The organism is Bradyrhizobium sp. (genome assembly GCF_030697065.1).
GTDB lineage: Bacteria > Pseudomonadota > Alphaproteobacteria > Rhizobiales > Xanthobacteraceae > Bradyrhizobium.
In genome coordinates this window covers 1-18,995 of record NZ_JAUYQU010000088.1, presented here as the reverse complement: position 1 = coordinate 18,995, position 18,995 = coordinate 1, and the positions used below count along the sequence as shown (strand labels likewise).

Below are 18,995 nucleotides of genomic sequence, written 5' to 3'. Positions count from 1 at the left end.
TCTTGTCGCTCGGGATGGTGGCGTTGATGCCGCCCGAGGTGACATAGGCGCCGTAGCGCCCGCTCTTGACCGCGACGCCGCCAAGAGTCGGGTGGTCGCCCAGCGGCTTGCCGGGATCGGCGCCGAACCGGCGGCCGCTCGGGCCTTTCAGGATCTTTTCCGCGATCAGCGTCACCGCGCGGTTGAGGCCGATATCGAACACCTCGTCGCCGGCCTCGAGGCTGGCATAGGTCTTTTCATGGCGCACGAACGGGCCGAAACGGCCGAGGCCTGCGGTGATCGGCTCGCCGGTCTCCGGATGCTTGCCGATCTCGCGCGGCAGCGACAATAATTTCAGCGCCAGATCGAGGTCGACGTCGCTGGGCGAGGTGTTCTTCGGGATGCCGGCGCGCTTCGGCTTCTCGCCCTCGGCGTAATCCTTGGGCTCGCCGAGCTGGATATAGGGACCGAACCGTCCGGCCTTCACCACCACGTCGCGATCGGTTTCCGGATCCTTGCCGAGCAGGCGGTCGGCGCTGGCCTCGGAATCGGCCGCCAGCGGGCGGGTGTAGCGGCACTCCGGATAATTGGTGCAGCCGACGAAGGCGCCGAACTTGCCGGCCTTGAGATTGAGCTTGCCGGTGCCGCAGGTCGGGCATTGCCTGACATCGCCGCCATCGGCGCGGGCGGGATAGATGTGCGGTCCCAGCATGTCGTCGAGCGCGTCCAGCACCTGCGTCACCCGCAGGTCCTTGATCTCGTTGACGGCGCCGATGAAGCCGGTCCAGAAATCCTGCAGCACCTGCTGCCAGGAAATCTCGTTGTTGGAGATGCGGTCGAGCTGCTCTTCGAGCGCCGCGGTGAAATCATACTCGACATAGCGGGCGAAGAAGTTTTCCAGGAACGCGACCACGACGCGGCCCTTGTCCTCGCCATGCAGGCGCTTCTTCTCCAGCTTGACGTAGCCGCGGTCGCGCAGCACCTGCAGGATCGAGGCATAGGTCGAGGGACGGCCGATGCCGAGCTCTTCCATGCGTTTTACGAGTGACGCTTCCGAGAAGCGCGGCGGCGGCTCGGTAAAATGCTGGGTGACGGCGAGGTCCTGCTTCTTCAGCGCGTCGCCCTCGCTCATGGCGGGGAGGCGGCGCGAATCCTCGTCGTCGCCGTCGTCGTCCTTGCCTTCCTGGTAGAGCGCGAGGAAACCGTCGAACTTTATGACTTGCCCGGTGGCGCGCAGCTCCAGCACGCGCGAACCCGCCCTGGCCGCGATATCGACGGTGGTGCGCTCCAGTTCCGCCGATTCCATCTGGCTGGCGATGGTGCGGGTCCAGATCAGTTCATAGAGCCTTGCCTGATCGGTATCGAGACGACGGCGCATCTCGGCGGGACGCCGCGACAGATCGGTGGGGCGGATGGCTTCGTGCGCTTCCTGGGCGTTCTTGGCCTTGGTCTGATACAGGCGCGGTGTTTCCGGCACATAGGCCTTGCCGTAATCCTCGCCGATCACGGTGCGCGCCTGGGTGATCGCGGAGGCGTCGATCTGGACGCCGTCGGTACGCATATAAGTAATGAGTCCGGTGGTCTCGCCGCCGATGTCGATGCCCTCATAGAGCCGCTGCGCGATCCGCATCGTATGCGCCGGCGCAAAACCCATCTTGCGGCTGGCTTCCTGCTGCAGCGTCGAGGTGGTGAAGGGCGCGTGCGGATTGCGCCGCGCCGGTTTGGCCTCGACGGTGGAAACCGAGAAACTGGCGGCCTCGATCGCCTTCTTGAGGTCTTCGGCCTCCGCGCCTGTGCCGATATCGAGTCTTTGAATCTTCTTGCCGTCGGCGCCGATCAGCCGGGCCTCGAAGGCGTCGCCGCGCGGCGTCGTCAGGGTCGCGACCAGTGACCAGTATTCCCGGGGAATGAACTTCTCGATTTCGAGCTCGCGGTCGCACACCAGCCGCAGCGCCACCGACTGCACCCGGCCCGCCGAGCGCGCGCCCGGCAATTTGCGCCACAGCACCGGCGACAGGGTAAAGCCGACCAGATAGTCCAGCGCGCGGCGCGCCATGTAGGCGTCGACCAGCGCGCCGTCGATCTGGCGCGGGTTCTTCATCGCCTCGGTCACCGCCTGCTTGGTGATGGCGTTGAACACCACGCGCTCGATCTTGTGGTCCTTGAGCGCGCGCTTCTCCTTCAACACCTCCAGCACGTGCCAGGAGATCGCTTCGCCCTCGCGATCGGGGTCGGTTGCGAGGATCAGCTTGTCCGCACCCTTGAGCGCCTTGGCGATGTCGTTGAGCCGGCCGGCGGCCTTGGGGTCGATCTCCCAGATCATCTGGAAATTGGCCTCCGGATCGACCGATCCGTTCTTGGCCGGAAGATCCCGGACATGGCCGAAGGAGGCCAGGACCTCGTAGGAGGCGCCCAAATATTTGTTGATCGTCTTGGCTTTCGCCGGCGACTCGACAATGACGATATTCATGTCATTCCAATGGCTTACGGGAGAAATTAAAGGCCGGTTCCGCGAGACTCGCGTCGGCGTTTCGAAAGCGAACATGGGTGGTGAGGCCGCCCCTGTCAAATGGCCTGATGTGGAAAGGGGCTGAAAGGGTCCCGCTGAACTATCGCAGCAGTTGCAAAATACTCGCTATGATTGCGCTCTCGGAAAGGGCAAGTTGCGGCAATGCGCGGGTTTGGAAGTGAATGCATGACCAGGACAGGACCGATGATCCGCCAGGGGAATGGGCTTGCGCGTTAGGTTCCGTGCGGCCTCCTACCCCGGCGGCGCTCCCCGCATGTCGGCCTCGATGGTGAGCCGTGCAGGTTCGCCGAAACGCGCCCGGTAGACCTGCAGGTTCTCCATCACGCGCTGCACGTAGATGCGGGTCTCCGTGAACGGGATGCGTTCGACCCAGTCGACGACGTCGACAGTCGGGTCCCGTGGATCGCCATAGCTTGCGATCCACTGCCTGGCGCGCCCGGGCCCGGCATTATAGCCGACGAAAGCAAGGACATGATTGCCGTCATAGGCGTTGACGAGATGGGCGATCTGAGCGGAACCCAGCTGCACATTGTAGGTGGGATCTTTCAGGAGCCGCTTGGGATCGAACTTTATTCCCAGTCGACGGGCGATGGTGTGGCCCGTGGCGGGCGTCACCTGCATCAGCCCGATCGCCTTGGCGGTCGAGATAACGGTCGGGTTGAACGCGCTTTCCGCCCGCGCGATCGCGTAGACGAGGCTCTTGTCCGCTTTCTGTCCGATCGCGGCGTATTTGGGCAGCCCATCGTCCGGGAAGGCGTAACGATCGAAAGCCAAACCGCGCGCCAAGGCGCCCCGGCCGAGCGCCAGCATGCCACGCGGATCCTTTTGTCGGGCAATCGCTTCGGCGATCAGTGTGAGCACGCCAGTCTCGATACGATCGAGGTCGGCGACGAAGGAAAGCACGAGATCGCGGTTGCCGCTCTGGTAAAGCAGCTCAACGGCCCGCACCATTTCACGGCCACCCTGGTCGGCGCGCTGCTTGCGGCTCAATGCGGGCGGCCGGCGCAAGGAAATCGTACGGCGGCCGAGACGCGCGCCGGCCAACTGACCATAATAGGCCGACGAGCGCCGTGCAGCTTCCCGGTAGTGCCGGCGGGCCTCATCTTCCCGGCCGGCGGCTTCGGCGACGCGTCCCAGCCAATAGAAGGCACGGGCAAGCGAGGTCGGGTGCGTCGTGATCTGCGGGATACGATCGAAGTGCTTTCCCGCGGTTTGGTGATCGCCAAGGTATCGCAGCGCGATCCATCCCGCCGTGAACGGCTGATCGACGCGGAGGCTTTCCTTCGACGGAAGCGCGGCTTCGCTGGCAATCCGGTAGGCCATCTGGGCCTTGCCGTCGTCGAGCAGATTGCGCACCAGGATGCGCCGCTCGATCCACCACGCGTCGGCATCGCGAATGAGCTGCGGATCGCGCGGCGCCTGCAGCATCAGCTGGGCGGCTTCCAGGATGTGGTCGCTGCGCCGAAGCCACTGGATGCGGTTGAACAGATGGGCGGGATCATTGCGGGCCGCCTTCGGCACGGCGTCGAGCAACCCGCCCGCGTTCTTTGCCTTGCGTTTCACGGCGACGCGCGCCTTCACGATCGCGAGGTCCGAACCGCCGAGCCGGCTTGCAGCTCGCGTCGCGGTACCGAGGTCGTCCGCATAAAGCCGCGTATCCATCCGCGCCTTGTGATCGTCTCTCGTCAGCAGCGGCCCGAAGGTCTCGAGCACTTGCGACTCGAGAGCGGCCGAGAAATCATTCTCGCGCCACGCCGAGCGAGCGTATTTGCGGGCTGCGGCGCGGTCACCGCGCGCCAGCAGCGCGCGTGCCATCGCCAGCTTGCCGAGTACTCCCAGCGGTTCCTGGCGCGAGAAGTGGGCGAGGACGGCGGCGGGCTCGCGCCGCTCCGACCAGAGCCGGGCTTCCGCGCGCCGCAGGAATAAGTTAACGCTCGGCCATTGCGGATTGGCGCGGATGAAGTCGGCGTAATGCGCGAAGTTGAGCGCTTCATCGTCAGAACGCAGGATCACCCATTCCGCCAGCTTCCGGCCCGCGCTGTCGCGAATCTGATCCTTCAGATTCATTGCCGCGCCGACCTTGCCGTTGCGCGCCAGGCGGAGGACCTCCTTCAGGGTGCCGATGTCCGACGCCGCCGAGGGGGCGCGGCGCGCTTCGGCAAAACGCTGGAATGGTTGGGGTGCGCCGAGTGTCGGCAGCCGCGAAGAATGTATGTGTCCGACCGGGGCGGGAGCCTCGGCGACGGCCGCCGCCGCGCTGACGGTATGCGACCTCGCCGCCAGCAATGCGGCGCCGGCAACAAGAAGTGACGTCAAAAAAGGACGAGCGCGATTCGGTCGCATCATGCCGTCCTGTGTATCGCTTGAGATTGTTCGGAATAGGTCTCCTCTTGTCAGGTTTTTCCCTACGCGCAGTCTGACGAACGCACTCTGCCATTGCTGCGGGAGCTTGCTGTTTGGGTCCCGATCTCGGACGCAAGAGCCGCCCATTCAGGGTTTGAACACTTCGCCGGGGTAGGCGCCCCACAATCTGCTCTGGCGGATATATCCCAGCCTTGACTTGACCGTCACTTCGCACCACCGGCCATCACACCGGACAAGGCGAACCAGCACCTTGGGCTGCGCGACGGCGACAATCGAGGCGTTTGTCGCTGCCCTGGAGCGTAGCAATACGGGTTTGGCTTTCGACCATGGTGCCACCAGCGCCGTTCTCCTGCCGGAAAGCAACGGCCCAAGCGTCCACCCCTGGTCGCCTTGCGAGTCGCGAATTCGCCGCCAATTGCCGTACTCCGCAATGATTTCGACCGGTAGTCCACGGCGCACGAAGGTCCATTTAAGGGGATAATCGACGCCAGGTCCCGTCCTCACATTTGCATTCCCGGTCTTGATTGAAACGAAACGTGGAAGCGGCAGACCTGTCGTCTGGCCGATGTCCGAAGCAAGGGTTCCACCTCCGAGGACGTTCAGAGCGATGATGAGCGCAGAAAATATAATGCGGTGGAACATCGGACCGTGGTGTTCGATTTCGGTGCGTTGCGGGCAGTTGCGGCCAACGGACGCGACTGGATGAATGTTCCGGCGATCTTTCGTCTTCCGGATACACCAGGCACGTTTCATGGAACTTGCGCGCGCGGGAAGGGCGACAATTCGACCACATGACGGACTCTATCGAATGTGCCATTCGTAACGAACGGTAATCTGGCGTCAGTTCACGTGGATCACTTCGCTGTGATCCCGACTCACCGTCCGAACTACAACATGATGAGGCTGTACTCGATGCGCAGGTCCCCGATCAATTTCATTCTCGTCGGTATCGCAATCGCATGGCTGCCTGCGAACGCGCTCGCTGGTCCGGACCTGGATAAGGCTGCCATCGAAGCTGCCATTCCGGTTCCGGAGCCCGTCAACCTTCCGCCACCGACGATCGCCGATCTGGGTCCCATTGCACCCGCTGCCGAGGCCACCACGGCGGCTGCCCCGAAGGATATCGTCGAGGCGCCAAGCTCCGGCAACTTGCAGGCCGCCGACCAGCTGGTCGCGACGAAGCTGCGCGAACTCCTCGCCGATCAGCCCCGCAAATTTATCAGCCGTGAGCAGGACCGCGCGGGCACCGAAGCCTTTTACCGCGATCGGGACTACGCTCCGCTCTGGACGACAGACGGCTCGCCGAACGCGCGCGCGTCCGGCGCCATCGCCTATCTGCGCGGCGTTGCGATCGATGGCCTCGACCCCGCCGATTATCCGATTCCGGATTTCTCCGCCGCATCCGAACCCGAAGCGCGCGCGAAAGCTGATCTCGCGTTGACGGATTCGGTCCTCACCTTCGCGCGCCACGCGCGCACCGGGCGGGTGCATTACACCCGTGTCAGCGGCGCTATCCTGTATGAGCTGCAATATCCCGAACCCGCCGAAGTTCTCTCCAAGCTGGTTGCATCGGACAATCCGGCCGAGACGCTCAACTCGTTCAATCCACAGCAGCCGGGCTATGTTGCACTCAAGGCAAAGCTGGCGGAAGAGCGCGCCAGGAGCAGCGAGCAGAGTGAGGCGGTCGTTCGAGTCCCCGCGGGCCCGTTGCTGCGCCCGGGGATGGAGGACATCCGCGTTCCGATCCTGCGCAAACGGCTGAAAGTGGCGGACGATCCCGACAGCCTTCGCTACGACGAAACCGTCGTCGATGCGGTGAAGGGCTTCCAGCGGGAGGCGGGACTGCTGCCGGACGGGCTGCTCGGCTCGAACACTCTCGCGCGCCTCAACGGCGCCAATGCGAGCGCCCGTCTCGATGTCGTCGACACGATCGTTGCCAATATGGAGCGCTGGCGCTGGCTGCCCCGGGATCTCGGGGCAAAGCATGTCATGCTCAACATCCCGGACTACACTCTGGCGGTCTACGACCAAGGCAAGACCGTATGGTCGACCCGCGTGGTCGTGGGCAAGCCCGGCCGCATGTCCACGCCGCTGCTCAGCGAGACCATCAAGAGCATTACGGTCAACCCGACCTGGAATGTGCCGCCGTCGATTATCCACAACGAGTACCTGCCGGCGCTGCGGCAGGATCCCGGTGCGCTCGAGCGCATCGGACTGAAAGTGGTGCAGAACGCCAACGGGACGATCCGGATCTACCAGCCGCCAGGTGCCGGCAATGCGCTGGGCCGTATCCGCTTCAACTTTCCCAACAAGTTCCTCGTCTATCAGCACGATACTCCGGACAAGCATCTGTTTGCGCATCCGAAGCGGGCCTACAGCCACGGCTGCATGCGGGTCCAGGATCCGGACAAATATGCCGAGGTGCTGCTCTCACTGACGCAGCCCGCGGACGGCTACTCAAGCGATCGCATCCGCGGCATGTACGGGAAGGGCGAGCGAAACATTGCGCTCGGTCACCCGATGCCCGTGCATCTCACCTATCAGACGGCCTATGTCGATGCCGCCGGCGACCTGCAACTCCGGCCCGATATCTATGGCCGCGATGCGCAGACCCTTGCCGTTCTCAAGAACGGGGAGCGCCCGGACGCAGACACTCCTGTCGCGCGCCGGAACTCCAGCGCCAAGCCAGTGGTCGCGCGCCTGCCGTCTCGACAGCAGCAGGGTGGCTTCTTCAGCTTTTTCTTTCAGTAAGCCCGTCCGCGGTTCGGGTTAGGCGCGGGGAATTCGTTTCCTCGCTGAAGAGATTACGGTGCGTGCAGTCACGATCAGACTGCCGGCTAGCTCATCGACACGAGTCCGCCGCCGTGGCGCTCCAGCCGCCCGGCGAGTTCGAGCTCCAGCAGCACGGCGCGCACCGTAGCGGGCGAGGCGGCGGCCATCCGGATCACATCGTCGAGCAGCAGCGGCGTCGGCCCGAGCAAGGCTGTGATGCGGGCGCGGTCGCCGGCGTCGGGTTCGACATCGAGCGGCTCGTCGTCCGGCTCGCGCAAGGCGAGCGGTCGTCCCATGATCGGCTCGACCGCGCTGATGATGTCGGATGCTTCGGTGGTCAGCGTCGCGCCCTGCTTGATGAGGTCGTTGGTGCCGGCGGCGCGCGGATCGAGCGGCGAGCCCGGCACGGCAAATACTTCGCGGCCCTGTTCGGCGGCGATCCGCGCCGTGATCAGCGATCCCGAGCGCAGCGCCGCCTCGACCACGACGACGCCGAGCGCCGCTCCCGAGATCAGCCGGTTGCGCCGTGGAAAATCGCGGGCGCGCGGCGCATGTCCCATCGGCATCTCGGAAATCGCCGCCCCGCCGGCCTCCAGCAACGACGCCAGCAGGACTTCATGCTCGGGCGGATAGATCCGGTCATGGCCGCCGGCCAGCACCGCAACGGTGCCGCCCTCGAGGCTGGCACGATGCGCCGCCTGGTCGATGCCGCGCGCCAGTCCCGACACGATGACGAACCCGGCATCCGCGAGATCGCGCGCCAGCGTGCCCGCGAATTTCAGCCCGGCGCCGGAGGCGTTGCGCGAGCCGACGATCGCGAGCATCGGCCGCATCAGCGCAGCGAGCGCGCCGCGCACACCGAGCAGCGGCGGCGCATCGTCCAGCGTGGCCAGCCGTGGCGGATAGCCGGTTTCTTCCGGCGCGAGCAGGCGAACGCCGATCCTGTTACCGGCCGCCAGTTCGGCGCGCGCATCCTCCTCGCTGCAGATACGCCCAGGGCGATCGGCCCCGCCGCGCCGCGCGAGGTCCGGCAGTCGCTGGAGCGCGATGCGGGCGCTGCCGAAATGATTCATCAATGAACGAAAGGTGCGCGGCCCGACATTGTCGGAACGGATCAGCCGCAGCCGGTCGACGCGCTCGGCGTCGGTGAGGCGGGTGGTACTTGAGGTTTTGACGTCCACGGTGTCCCCCAAGCCGGCAACATGGATCAACCGGAGGAAGTCGGCAACGGGATTTGCACCTGCCGTCATCCCGGGGCGCGTCGAGGACGCGAACCTCAGATGCGTCATTGCACATCGGGGAATTTCGAGATTCCGGGTTCGATGCTTTGCATCGCCCCGGAATGACGACGCACGTCACTTCTGCCCGATGCGCCCCTCGGTGCCCGCCTGCAATCGCCCGATGTTTTCGCGGTGCATGTAGACCAGCAGCAGGGTCAGCCCGGCGAACAATGCCGCCAGCGCGGGGTGGCCGAACCACCACAGGAAGATCGGCGTCGCGAGACTTGCGACCAGCGCCGATAGCGACGAGTAGCGCGAGATCGCCGCGGTGGCGAGCCACAGCAGGCAGAACAGCACGGCGGCCGGCCAGAACAATCCGATCAGTACGCCGATATAGACCGCGACGCCTTTGCCGCCCCTGAATTTGAGCCAGACCGGGAAGAGGTGGCCGAGGAAGGCGCCGAGCGCCGCCAGCATCGCGGCGTTGGGTCCGCCGAAGTAGCCGGCGATGATGACCGCGAGCGTGCCCTTCATGGCGTCGCAGAGCAGCGTCGCCGCGGCGAGGCCCTTGCGGCCGGTGCGCAGCACGTTGGTGGCGCCGATATTGCCGGAACCGATCGAGCGCAGATCCTGCGTGCCGGCCAGTTTGGTCAGTACCAGCCCGAACGGGATCGAGCCCAGGAGATAGCCGATGATGAGCCCCACCGGCAGCCATGCTTCAGGTGACATCAACGTGGCTCCTTTCAGACGTGCTCATACACCGTGCGGCCGCCGACGATGGTCCTTACCACGCGGCCGGAGAACCGGGCTTCGTCGAAAGGCGTGTTCTTGCATTGCGACTTGAGGTCGGCGGGATCGAGCACCCACGGCGTGTCGGGATCGATCACGATCACGTCGGCGGGCGCGCCCGCGCGCAGCGATCCGCCGGGGAGCCCCATCAATTCGGCCGGGCGCGTCGACATTGCGCGGATCAGGGTCTTGAAATCGGTCTCGCCATTGTGGATCAGCCGCAGCGCGGCCGGCAGGATGGTCTGCAGGCCGATCGCGCCATAGGCGGCTTCCGCGAACGGCAGCCGCTTGACCTCGACGTCCTGCGGATTGTGGTCGGACATCACGACGTCGATCAACCCGGAGGCGACGGCGGCGACCAGCGCGAGACGATCGTTCTCGGTGCGCAGCGGCGGCGACAGCTTGAGGAAGCTGCGGTAGGGGCCGATGTCGTTCTCGTTCAGGGTCAAGTGATTGATCGAGACCGAGGCGGAGACCGCAAGACCGGCGTCGCGGGCGCGCTGCAGGATTTCGAGCGACTCGATGCAGGTCAGCGAGGCCGCGTGATAGCGCCCGCCGGTCAGCGCGACCAGCCGCATGTCGCGCTCCAGCATCACGGCCTCGGCCGCATTGGGAATGCCGACCAGCCCGAGCCGTGCCGCGAATTCGCCCTCGTTCATGACGCCTTCGCCGACCAGATTGGGGTCTTCGGTGTGGTGCACGATCAGCGCGTCGAAGTCGCGGGCATAGGTGAGGGTGCGCCGCATCACCTGCGCGTTGATGACACTGCGGTCGCCATCGGTGAAGGCGACGGCGCCGGCGGCTTTCAGCAGGCCGATCTCGGTCATCTCCTCGCCGCGCATGCCCTTCGTCAAAGCCGCCATCGGGTGGATGTTGACGATGGCGGTGTCGCGGGCGCGGCGCAGCACGAAATCCACCGTCGCGGAATTGTCGATGACGGGGGAAGTATCCGGCTGGCAGATAATGGTGGTGATGCCGCCGCACGCCGCGGCCTGGCTGGCGGAGGCGAAGGTCTCGCGGTGGCTGGCGCCGGGCTCGCCGACAAAGGCGCGCATGTCGATCAGTCCGGGGGCGACCACCTTGCCGGCGCAATTGATGATGTCGGTGCCTTCGGGGACGCCGGCGGCCCCGATGCCGCGCCGGCTGTCGCGAATGAAGCCGTCGGCGATCAGGACATCGGCGGGGCCGTCGAAATCCCTGGAGGGATCGACGACGCGGGCGTTGGCCAGCAGAATCGGGCGGCGGTCCCTCATGACGTCACGCATTCGGCAGGTTGCGGGCGAGCGCCTCGAGCACCGCCATCCGCACCGCCACTCCCATTTCCACCTGCTCGCGGATCAGCGACTGCGCGCCGTCCGCCACGATCGAGTCGATTTCGACGCCGCGGTTCATCGGCCCCGGATGCATCACCAGCGCGTCGGGCTTTGCATAGGCGAGCTTCTTCTGGTCGAGCCCGAAATAATGGAAATACTCGCCTGTCGAGGGCACGAACGAGCCGTTCATGCGCTCGCGCTGCAATCGCAGCATCATCACGATGTCGGCGCCGTTCAGTCCCTCGCGCATGTCGCGGGCGACCTCGACGCCCATCCGCTCGATGCCGCGCGGCAGCAGCGTGGAGGGGGCGACCACCCGGACCCGGGCACCCATGATGTTGAGCAAGAGGATATTGGAGCGCGCCACCCGCGAATGCATGACGTCGCCGCAGATCGCCACCACCAGGCCTTCGAGCCGGCCCTTGTTGCGCCGGATGGTCAGCGCATCGAGCAGCGCCTGCGTCGGATGCTCGTGGGCGCCGTCGCCGGCATTGATGACCGAGCCGTCGACCTTGCGCGCCAGCAGTTCCACCGCGCCGGACGCGTGGTGCCGCACCACCAGGATATCGGGATGCATGGCGTTCAGCGTCACCGCTGTGTCCATCAGCGTCTCGCCCTTGCGGATCGAGGACGAGTTGACCGACATGTTCATGACGTCGGCGCCGAGCCGCTTGCCGGCGATCTCGAACGAGGACTGGGTCCGGGTCGAGGCCTCGAAGAACAGATTGATCTGGGTGCGGCCGCGCAAGCTGGTGCGCTTCTTGTCGACCTGCCGGTTGAGTTCGACATACTCCTCGGAGAGGTCGAGCAGGCCGGTGATGTCGGCAACGGAAAGGCCCTCGATGCCCAGCAGATGCCGGTGACCGAGGACGAAGGTCGATTTCGATACAGGGGTCATTAAAACGAGAGCTATAGGCAGAGATGGCGGGCGGGGCAAGCTGCAAATCCCGCACGCGGACTTATCCACTAGCGCTTCGCCGACACCGTAAACTGCATTCGGTGGTGTCCCGGCGGTGCGGTTTCGGCTAGGCTGCCGAAATCGCCGATCGCGCGTGCAGGCCATGGAAAATACTGAGCATTTTACCCGGCATTTCATTCGATCTGTTCGCATCTTCCTGAACGTCCTGCTGGGGATTGGGTGCCTTGCGGGCTTTGGCGCGATGGCGGCGACGCCGGCCGCGGCGGAGAAGCGGATCGCGCTTTCGATCGGTAACGACCTCTATCCCAACCTTTCCCCCGACCGGCAGCTGAAGAAGGCGGTCAACGACGCCGGAACCATCGCGGATTCGCTGAAAGCACTCGGATTCGAGGTCATCGTCGGCACCAATCTCGGCCGCCAGGCCATGATCGACAAACTCGCCCAGTTCACGGCGCGGCTGGAGCCGGGCGATACCGCCGCCTTTTTCTTCGCGGGGCACGGTGTGGCGATCTCGGGCGTCAATTACCTGATCCCGAGCGACGTGCCGGCGGTCACCGAGGGCGCCGAAGCGCGGGTGCGAGGGGCTTCGATCGCGGAGCCCGATTTGCTCTCGGAACTGCAGGCGAAATCGGTCCGGGTCGCGCTGCTGGTGATCGACGCCTGCCGCGACAACCCGTTTCCGCGCGCTGCCGGCCGGTCGATCGGCAATACCAGGGGCCTCGCCGACGCCAAACCGGCGCGCGGGATCTTTACACTCTATTCCGCAGGGATCGGCCAAACCGCGCTGGACCGGCTGAGCGGCGATGATCCCGCGCACAATTCGGTGTTCACCCGGGTGTTCGCCGAACAAATGAAGCGGCCGGAACTGCATTTGGGCGATCTCGCCGTCGAGGTGCGCGAGCGCGTCGCCGAACTCGCTTTGAAGGCGACCGACGGCGGCGGTCAGCCGGCGCCGCACGAGCAGACCCCGGCCTATTACGACCAGACCCTCGGCGGCCGTATCTACCTCTCAGGGCGACCGCCTGCGAATGCTGTGCGTCAGCCCGTCGCCGCGCCGGCGGTTCTGGCGGCAAGGCCGCCGGAGGCGGAACGCGTGCTGCGTCCGCCCAGGCCGGGATCGCCGGGCGAAAGCTGTGTGCGCACGGCCTATGAGACCTACTGCGTCAGTTCGGTGCGCAAGCCGCAATTCGGCAATTCCTATGGCCCGGAAAACCTGTTCGAGGGACCGCAGAGCGCCGCCTGGGTAGAAGGTCAGGCCGGGCAGGGCATCGGCGAGTGGATCGCGATCGAATTCGACGACTTGCGCACGGTGCGCTCGATCGTGGTGCGCAACGGCTACCAGAAGAACAACGATATCTTCCATAAGAACAACCGCGTGCGCCAGTTGCGGGCGGTCTTCTCGCAAGGCGAGACCCAGACGTTTGTGGTGCCCGACCGTTTCGGGTCGGAACTGCTGACGCTGCCGAGGCCGGTGCGGGCCTACTGGGTCAAGTTCATCATCGACGACGTCTGGGCCGGCAACAAGTATAGCGACACCGCGATCACCAAATTGCTGGTCAATTCGGAGCGGGCGCAGTGAGCCGCCGGCATGCGGCGCATCTTCGACGCGCGGCCGGGGCTGCCATGGTAGCCGGCTTGCTCGCAACCGCCGCGGCCCAGGCGCAAACGCTGCCCGGCGATTTTGTCTTTCTGCGCGACATCGATCCGACCATCCTCCAGGACATCCGCTACGCCTCCGCGAACAATTTCGTCGGGCGCAGGCTTTCGGGTTACGACGCGCCGGAATGCGTGGTGAAGCGGCGCGTCGGCCTGGCGTTGAAAACCGTCCAGGCGGAACTGGCGAAGCAGAACCTGTCGCTGAAGATGTTCGACTGCTACCGGCCGGCGCGGGCGTCGCGCGACATGGTGGCGTGGGCGCAGAACGGCAGGGAGACGCCGGCCGAGCGGCGGTATAACCCCACGCTCCCGAAGAAGGACCTGTTCCGGCTGGGTTATATTGCCGAGCGTTCGCAGCATTCCACCGGCGCCGCGCTCGATCTCACGCTGGTCGACCTTTCCGCCGGCAATTCCGCCGTATTCGATCCCGCCAGAACCTATGCCGACTGCACCGCGCCCGAAGCCGCCCGCGCGCCGGAAGGCAGCGTCGACATGGGCACCGGCTATGACTGTTCGGACGTCAAGTCGCACACCGCGGCGCGGAGCATCACGCCGGAACAACGCCGCTGGCGCAACATGCTGGTGGCGGCGATGGCGAAGCAGGGCTTTGTCAATTATTCGAAGGAGTGGTGGCACTTTTCGATGCCGGGCGCGGGCGGGCCCGCGCATGATTTTCCGATCAGGCGGGGGGTTAGATAGGCTTGTGGATCTCGTGCGCCGGCGGGCGCGTGCCGGGCATCCACGTGTTCTTAACTCCGTGGGAAGAAAAGCGTGGATGCCCGGATCAAGCCCGGGCATGACGAATTGAGACACTCGCTCTGGCCGAAAGTTCACGGATGGATTCCCTCGATCCCGCGGCTCCGCCGATCATGGTGACGCCGGCCCGGCACCCGCCGCGCGTCTGGAAATTCTGGGGCACCACGCTGTGGGGCCTGTTCATCTTCATCATGCTGTTTGCCGGCCAGCTCGTGGTGGTGGGCTGGTTCGTTCTGCGGCAGGAGGGGCCGTTCGATCTGGCCGATGCGATCCAGGTCGTCGGCGGCGGCCTGACGATTTCGCTCTCGGTCATCATGGGGCTGCCCGCCGCGCTTGGCGCGATATGGATCGCCACCCGGCTGTCGCGCACGCCGTTTGCCGAATATCTGGCGCTGCGCTGGCCTTCATGGCGTCAACTGGCGATCGGCATCTTCGCCTGGGTGGTGCTGGTCGCGAGCTTCGACCTGTTGTCGCGCGCGCTGGGGCGGGAGGTCGCGCCCGGCTTCATGGTCGACGTGCTGAAATCGGCGAGCGCCGATGGCGCGCTTTGGCTCCTGATCGTCGCATTCTGTGTCGCGGCGCCGATCTCGGAGGAGTTTTTTGCGCGCGGCTTTCTCTACCGCGGCTGGTCGGAATCGTTCCTGAAGGTGCCCGGCGCGATATTGCTGTCATCGCTGGTATGGACCGGGCTGCATATGCAGTACGACTGGTTCTTTTTCGGCCAGGTGTTCTCCATCGGCGTGCTGTTCGGCTGGCTGCGCTATCGCAGCAACTCGACCTGGCTGACGGTGGTACTGCATGGCCTCAACAATCTTGCGGCAACGCTGCAAAGCATCTGGCTGGCGGCGTCGGCTTAAGCCACCAGCGCGATCACGATCGGCATGGTGACGGCCGCCAGAATGGTCTGCAGCGTGATGATCTGCGCCAGCAGGGGGGCGTCGCCGCCCATCTGGCGGGCCAGCACATAGGCGCTCGGCGACGTCGGCACCGCCGAGCACACCGCCACGATGGCCAGACTGGAGCCGGAAAGGCCGAACCAGTACGCCAGCGCGATCGCGAGCGCCGGCATCAGCACCAGTTTCAGAAACACGGCAACGCCGGCGGCGAGGCTCGGGCGAAACATGCCGGCCAGATGCAGGCCGGCTCCGGTGACCAAAAGGCCGATCGCCAGCGCGGAGCGGCCGAGCGCGTCGGCGACCTCATGCCAGATCCGCGGCAGCGGCACGTGCAGCATATTGAAGGCGAGCCCGATGACGCAGGCCCAGATCAGGGGATTGCGCACCACCGTCATCAGGATGGCGCGGACCGACTGCCTTTCCGGCGACGCGTAATGCGCCAGCACGGAAACGCTGAGGACGTTGACCAGGGGGATGATTGCGACCATCGCCACGGAAGCCAGCGCCAGCCCGTTGTCGCCGTAGAGGTTGACGGATACCGCGAGCGCCACATAGGTCTGCCAGCGGGTGGCGCCCTGGAAGATCGAGGTGAAGGCCGGTCCGTCGACCGCGCATCGTGCCAGCAGCGGCTGCAGCGCGAGGCAAAGCAGCGACATCAGCAGCAGCGCGAGCAGCAGCGCGCCGCCGACGCCCGCGACCGGCACGGTGCCGAGATCGGCTTTCACAAGGGTCTGGACCAGCAGCACCGGAAACAGCACGTAATAGGTCAGCCGCTCCAGCCCGTGCCATTGCGTCTCCAGCCGCAGCAGGCTTCGCTTCAGGATGAATCCCAGCACGATCAGCAGGAACACCGGCAGCAACGCCGCAAGGACCAGCGCCATGCTCAGCGGCCCTTGCGGCTGTCGTGGAGCGTCATGATCCGGTCGAGCGCGCCCTGCAGGATGTAGATCGCGGCGTGTTCGTCGATCACCTCGGCGCGCCGGGCGCGGCTCATGTCGGTTCCGATCAATTCCCGCTCCACCGCCGCGGTCGACAGCCGCTCGTCCCACAGGCCGATCGCCAGATCCGTCAGCCTGGAAAAATTGCGGGCAAAGGCGCGGGTCGACTGGGCGCGCGGGCCCTCGCTGGCATCCATGTTGACGGGCAGGCCGAGCACGAAGCCGACCGCGCCGCGCTCGGCGCCGATCGCGAGCAGCCGCGCCGCGTCCGACGTGAACGCCTTGCGCTGGATGGTGCCGACCCCGGTCGCGAGCCGGCGGTCGGGATCGGATACCGCGACGCCGATGGTCTTGGTGCCAAGGTCAAGGCCCACCAGCGCGCCGCGCCCGGGCCAGTGCGCGACAGCTTCGATCAATGGCAGGATGAGCGCAGGCATGGCGTTCGCTTACCACGCGGCGGAGTGCCGACGCAAAAGGCACTTACTTCACCCTCCCCTGAAGGGGCCTTCAGGGGAGGGTAAGAGCGCTGCTACATCTAGCGGATGGCCACCGGGTTGATCATGCTCTGCACCGCGCCCTTGAAGCGCGGCTGGCCGAGGACGAACAGGAACTCATAGGCCTTGTCCTTGGCCAGCTCGGCGGTGTCCATGTTTTCGAGGATGTAGGTGCCGTTCATCGCCAGCAGGATCTGGTGGACCTCGAAGACGTTCTTGGTTTCGAACGGAACAGCTTCGACTCCCCAGGTATCGGCGCCGACCGCAACCACGCCCTTGCCGACGAGATATTTGGCGCCTTCGACGCCGAGGCCGGGTTCACCCGCGCCAAAACGCTTGTCGTCCTTGCCGATCAGGCTGAGCCAGCCGGTGTGGAACAGCACGACATCGCCCTGGCGGATTTCGACGCCCTGCTTTTTGGCGACTTCCTCGATTTCCTTGACGTTGAAGGCGGTGCCTTCCTTGACCACGTCGGTGTTGTAATGGGCCGCCATGTCGAGCAGCACGCCGCGGGTGACCATCGGCGGGACCTTCTCAACGCCGAGCTTTTTCAAGCCGGTGGGATCGGCGAAATCGGCCAGCTTGTTGCCGTTGTAATAGACGTGCTCGACGCCGATATGACCGAGGCCGTCAAGCTGGCTGCCGACACCGACCCAGCCCTCGATAATGTCGTCATTATATGTGGTCTTGCTGGGTCCAAGGCCGGGAATGCCGGCCTGGCCGGGTTGAACGACGGTGATCTTGAAGGCGCGCGGCGGGTAGGCCGGTGTCTTGGTATCGACGGGGATGCCCAGCGCATAGGTCTTGCCGGTCTTGATCAGGGACGCCGCCTTCACGACCAGCTCCGGTTTCATATAGTTGGCGGCGCCGATCTCGTCGTTCGGTCCCCATTTCGATTTGGTCCAGTCCTGTGCGCCGGCGGTTCCGGCCGTACCCAGCACGGCGACAGAACAGCACAATACGATTGCCCTTAGCATCGCAGATCCTCCCAAGCGTTGACGTTATGGTTGTTGGCAGCTAGCGCCTCATATTAACGTAGTGCGGCGGGGCGTCCAAAGTTTTCGACGCGAATGTCGACCGCGATGCAACGTGCATTCGCAACCGCGAAATGCCCAATTTGAAAGACACCATCATGTGGCCCGACCGCCGACTTCTCGACCTCTTCAAGACCGAGTTTCCCATCGTGCTCGCGCCGATGGCGGGAGTCGTGGATGCCGATCTCGTGATTGCGGCGGCGCAGGGCGGCGCGCTTGGCTCGCTGCCCTGCGCGATGTTCTCGCCGGAAAAGGCGCGCGAGCAGATCAACATCATCCGTCAGCGCGTCGCGACGCCGCTCAACGTGAATTTCTTCTGCCATACTCCGGTCGAGGCCGACCCCGCGCGCGAGACCGGATGGAAGAAGCGGCTGTCGCCCTATTACAGCGAGTTGGGGCTCGATCCGGCGGCGCCGGTCAATGCCGCCAACCGCGCGCCGTTCGACGAGGCGATGTGCGCCCTGGTCGAGGAGTTGAAGCCCGAAATCGTCAGTTTCCATTTCGGCCTGCCGGATCCCGCGCTGCTGGAGCGCGTCAAGGCGGCCGGCTGCATCGTGATGTCGTCGGCGACCATCGTGCGGGAGGCGATCTGGCTGGAGGAGAACGGCGCCGACGTCATCATCGCGCAAGGCGCCGAGGCCGGCGGCCATCGCGGCATGTTCCTGACCGACAACATCGCCGAACAGCCCGGCACCTTTGCGCTGGTGCCGCAGGTGGTGGACGCCGTGAAGGTGCCGGTGATCGCCGCCGGCGGGATCGCCGACGGGCGCGGCATCGCGGCGGCGTTCGCGCTGGGGGCGGCGGGCGTGCAGATCGGCACCGCCTATCTGCGCTGCCCGGAGTCCAAAGTGGTGGCCCCGGCGCGCGTGGCGCTGGCGCAGGCGCGCGACGATTCCACCGTCATCACCAATGTCATGACCGGGCGTCCGGCGCGCGGGGTGGCCAACCGGGTGATGCGCGAAGTCGGCCCGATTTCACCCGATGCGCCGGCGTTCCCCCATTCCGCCACCGCGCTCGGATCGCTGAAGGCGGCTGCCGAAAAGCTGGGCAAGGTCGATTTCACCAATCTCTGGGCCGGGCAGGCGGTGCGGCTCGGCCGCGACATGCCCGCTGCTGAACTGACCCGGGCGCTGGCCGGCGCCGCTTTGGCGCGGCTGAGCCGGATGGCGGGGTAGCCCTTGCTTCACCTCTCCCGATGGGAGAGGTGAAGACCACCTCCTCAATGGAGGGCATGCGGCGGTTGCGGCGCAAAAGGAGCCTCTGCTATACGGCGGGCTGAATTCTCCGCCAGAGGCCCTATATAATGTCCGTGGATGCTGCCACCGTCCGCCGTAT

The 18,995-nt window shown here is 65.4% G+C and carries 15 protein-coding genes; 5 read left to right on the top strand and 10 right to left on the bottom strand.

All coding sequences use genetic code 11. The features are described 5' to 3' along the window. The 3 genes from topA to Q8R73_RS06315 form a co-directional block, all read right to left on the bottom strand. On the bottom strand, positions 1-2,449 hold a 2,449-nt coding region (topA, locus tag Q8R73_RS06325; RefSeq protein WP_305718683.1), incomplete at its 3' end, for a type I DNA topoisomerase. 291 nt (positions 2,450-2,740) lie between these two features. Further along, positions 2,741-4,999 (bottom strand): transglycosylase SLT domain-containing protein, encoded by a 2,259-nt coding sequence (locus tag Q8R73_RS06320; protein WP_305718682.1) that lies wholly within the window; start codon positions 4,997-4,999, stop codon positions 2,741-2,743. Further along, positions 5,000-5,626, bottom strand: a complete 627-nt coding sequence (locus Q8R73_RS06315) for an SH3 domain-containing protein (protein ID WP_305718681.1) — start codon at positions 5,624-5,626, stop codon at positions 5,000-5,002. A gap of 396 nt (positions 5,627-6,022) precedes the next feature. On the opposite strand from Q8R73_RS06315, the gene Q8R73_RS06310 reads away from it, so the two are divergent. Beyond that, complete coding sequence (locus tag Q8R73_RS06310) at positions 6,023-7,624, top strand: murein L,D-transpeptidase (RefSeq protein WP_305718680.1); 1,602 nt, start codon at positions 6,023-6,025, stop codon at positions 7,622-7,624. 86 nt (positions 7,625-7,710) lie between these two features. On the opposite strand, the gene dprA is transcribed toward Q8R73_RS06310, so the two are convergent. The 4 genes from dprA to Q8R73_RS06290 form a co-directional block, all read right to left on the bottom strand. Continuing rightward, on the bottom strand, positions 7,711-8,826 hold the full coding sequence (dprA, locus tag Q8R73_RS06305; RefSeq protein ID WP_305718679.1) for a DNA-processing protein DprA: 1,116 nt from the start codon (positions 8,824-8,826) through the stop codon (positions 7,711-7,713). Positions 8,827-9,000: 174 nt separating this feature from the next. Then, entirely contained in the window at positions 9,001-9,594 is a 594-nt protein-coding gene (gene plsY, locus Q8R73_RS06300) for a glycerol-3-phosphate 1-O-acyltransferase PlsY (protein ID WP_305718678.1), read from the bottom strand. A gap of 14 nt (positions 9,595-9,608) precedes the next feature. Beyond that, on the bottom strand, positions 9,609-10,919 hold the full coding sequence (locus Q8R73_RS06295; protein ID WP_305718677.1) for a dihydroorotase: 1,311 nt from the start codon (positions 10,917-10,919) through the stop codon (positions 9,609-9,611). Beyond that, positions 10,912-11,865, bottom strand: coding sequence for an aspartate carbamoyltransferase catalytic subunit (locus Q8R73_RS06290; protein WP_305718676.1), 954 nt, complete (start codon positions 11,863-11,865; stop codon positions 10,912-10,914). Before Q8R73_RS06290 ends, Q8R73_RS06295 begins: the two co-directional genes overlap by 8 nt. Positions 11,866-12,028: 163 nt before the next feature. Here Q8R73_RS06290 and Q8R73_RS06285 point away from each other — a divergent pair, with 163 nt between their 5' ends. The 3 genes from Q8R73_RS06285 (at position 12,029) to Q8R73_RS06275 (ending at position 15,155) form a co-directional block, all read left to right on the top strand. Beyond that, positions 12,029-13,465, top strand: coding sequence for a caspase family protein (locus Q8R73_RS06285; protein WP_305718675.1), 1,437 nt, complete (start codon positions 12,029-12,031; stop codon positions 13,463-13,465). Positions 13,466-13,509: 44 nt separating this feature from the next. Further along, positions 13,510-14,241 (top strand): M15 family metallopeptidase, encoded by a 732-nt coding sequence (locus Q8R73_RS06280; protein WP_305718674.1) that lies wholly within the window; start codon positions 13,510-13,512, stop codon positions 14,239-14,241. A gap of 137 nt (positions 14,242-14,378) precedes the next feature. After that, on the top strand, positions 14,379-15,155 hold the full coding sequence (locus tag Q8R73_RS06275) for a CPBP family intramembrane glutamic endopeptidase (protein ID WP_305718673.1): 777 nt from the start codon (positions 14,379-14,381) through the stop codon (positions 15,153-15,155). Here the strand turns inward: Q8R73_RS06275 and Q8R73_RS06270 are convergent. The 3 genes from Q8R73_RS06270 to Q8R73_RS06260 all read right to left on the bottom strand — a co-directional run bounded on the left by Q8R73_RS06270 (position 15,152) and on the right by Q8R73_RS06260 (position 17,603). Continuing rightward, positions 15,152-16,075 (bottom strand): AEC family transporter, encoded by a 924-nt coding sequence (locus tag Q8R73_RS06270; RefSeq protein WP_305718672.1) that lies wholly within the window; start codon positions 16,073-16,075, stop codon positions 15,152-15,154. The two genes, Q8R73_RS06275 and Q8R73_RS06270, sit on opposite strands and share 4 nt — an antisense overlap. A gap of 2 nt (positions 16,076-16,077) precedes the next feature. Then, a complete protein-coding gene (gene ruvX, locus Q8R73_RS06265) occupies positions 16,078-16,569 on the bottom strand; it encodes a Holliday junction resolvase RuvX (protein WP_305718671.1) in 492 nt (163 codons plus the stop codon). A 98-nt stretch (positions 16,570-16,667) separates the two neighbouring features. Next, the gene (locus Q8R73_RS06260; protein ID WP_305718670.1) at positions 16,668-17,603 is read right to left on the bottom strand and encodes a cyclase family protein; all 936 of its coding nucleotides are present in this window, start codon (positions 17,601-17,603) and stop codon (positions 16,668-16,670) included. A gap of 155 nt (positions 17,604-17,758) precedes the next feature. Between Q8R73_RS06260 and Q8R73_RS06255 the strand changes: the two genes are divergently transcribed. Next, the gene (locus Q8R73_RS06255; protein WP_305718684.1) at positions 17,759-18,835 is read left to right on the top strand and encodes a nitronate monooxygenase family protein; all 1,077 of its coding nucleotides are present in this window, start codon (positions 17,759-17,761) and stop codon (positions 18,833-18,835) included. The last annotated feature ends 160 nt before the right edge of the window (positions 18,836-18,995 follow it).

What these genes read in the sequence shown, in the direction of transcription:
- Q8R73_RS06285 (WP_305718675.1), top strand. Translation starts at nt 12,029, where the DNA reads ATGGAAAATACTGAGCATTTTACCCGGCATTTCATTCGATCTGTTCGC.
- Q8R73_RS06295 (WP_305718677.1), bottom strand. Translation starts at nt 10,919, where the DNA reads ATGCGTGACGTCATGAGGGACCGCCGCCCGATTCTGCTGGCCAACGCC.
- Q8R73_RS06290 (WP_305718676.1), bottom strand. Translation starts at nt 11,865, where the DNA reads ATGACCCCTGTATCGAAATCGACCTTCGTCCTCGGTCACCGGCATCTG.
- Q8R73_RS06280 (WP_305718674.1), top strand. Translation starts at nt 13,510, where the DNA reads ATGGTAGCCGGCTTGCTCGCAACCGCCGCGGCCCAGGCGCAAACGCTG.
- Q8R73_RS06275 (WP_305718673.1), top strand. Translation starts at nt 14,379, where the DNA reads ATGGATTCCCTCGATCCCGCGGCTCCGCCGATCATGGTGACGCCGGCC.
- ruvX (WP_305718671.1), bottom strand. Translation starts at nt 16,569, where the DNA reads ATGCCTGCGCTCATCCTGCCATTGATCGAAGCTGTCGCGCACTGGCCC.
- plsY (WP_305718678.1), bottom strand. Translation starts at nt 9,594, where the DNA reads ATGTCACCTGAAGCATGGCTGCCGGTGGGGCTCATCATCGGCTATCTC.
- Q8R73_RS06315 (WP_305718681.1), bottom strand. Translation starts at nt 5,626, where the DNA reads ATGAAACGTGCCTGGTGTATCCGGAAGACGAAAGATCGCCGGAACATT.
- Q8R73_RS06320 (WP_305718682.1), bottom strand. Translation starts at nt 4,999, where the DNA reads ATGGGCGGCTCTTGCGTCCGAGATCGGGACCCAAACAGCAAGCTCCCG.
- Q8R73_RS06255 (WP_305718684.1), top strand. Translation starts at nt 17,759, where the DNA reads ATGTGGCCCGACCGCCGACTTCTCGACCTCTTCAAGACCGAGTTTCCC.
- Q8R73_RS06270 (WP_305718672.1), bottom strand. Translation starts at nt 16,075, where the DNA reads ATGGCGCTGGTCCTTGCGGCGTTGCTGCCGGTGTTCCTGCTGATCGTG.
- Q8R73_RS06260 (WP_305718670.1), bottom strand. Translation starts at nt 17,603, where the DNA reads ATGCTAAGGGCAATCGTATTGTGCTGTTCTGTCGCCGTGCTGGGTACG.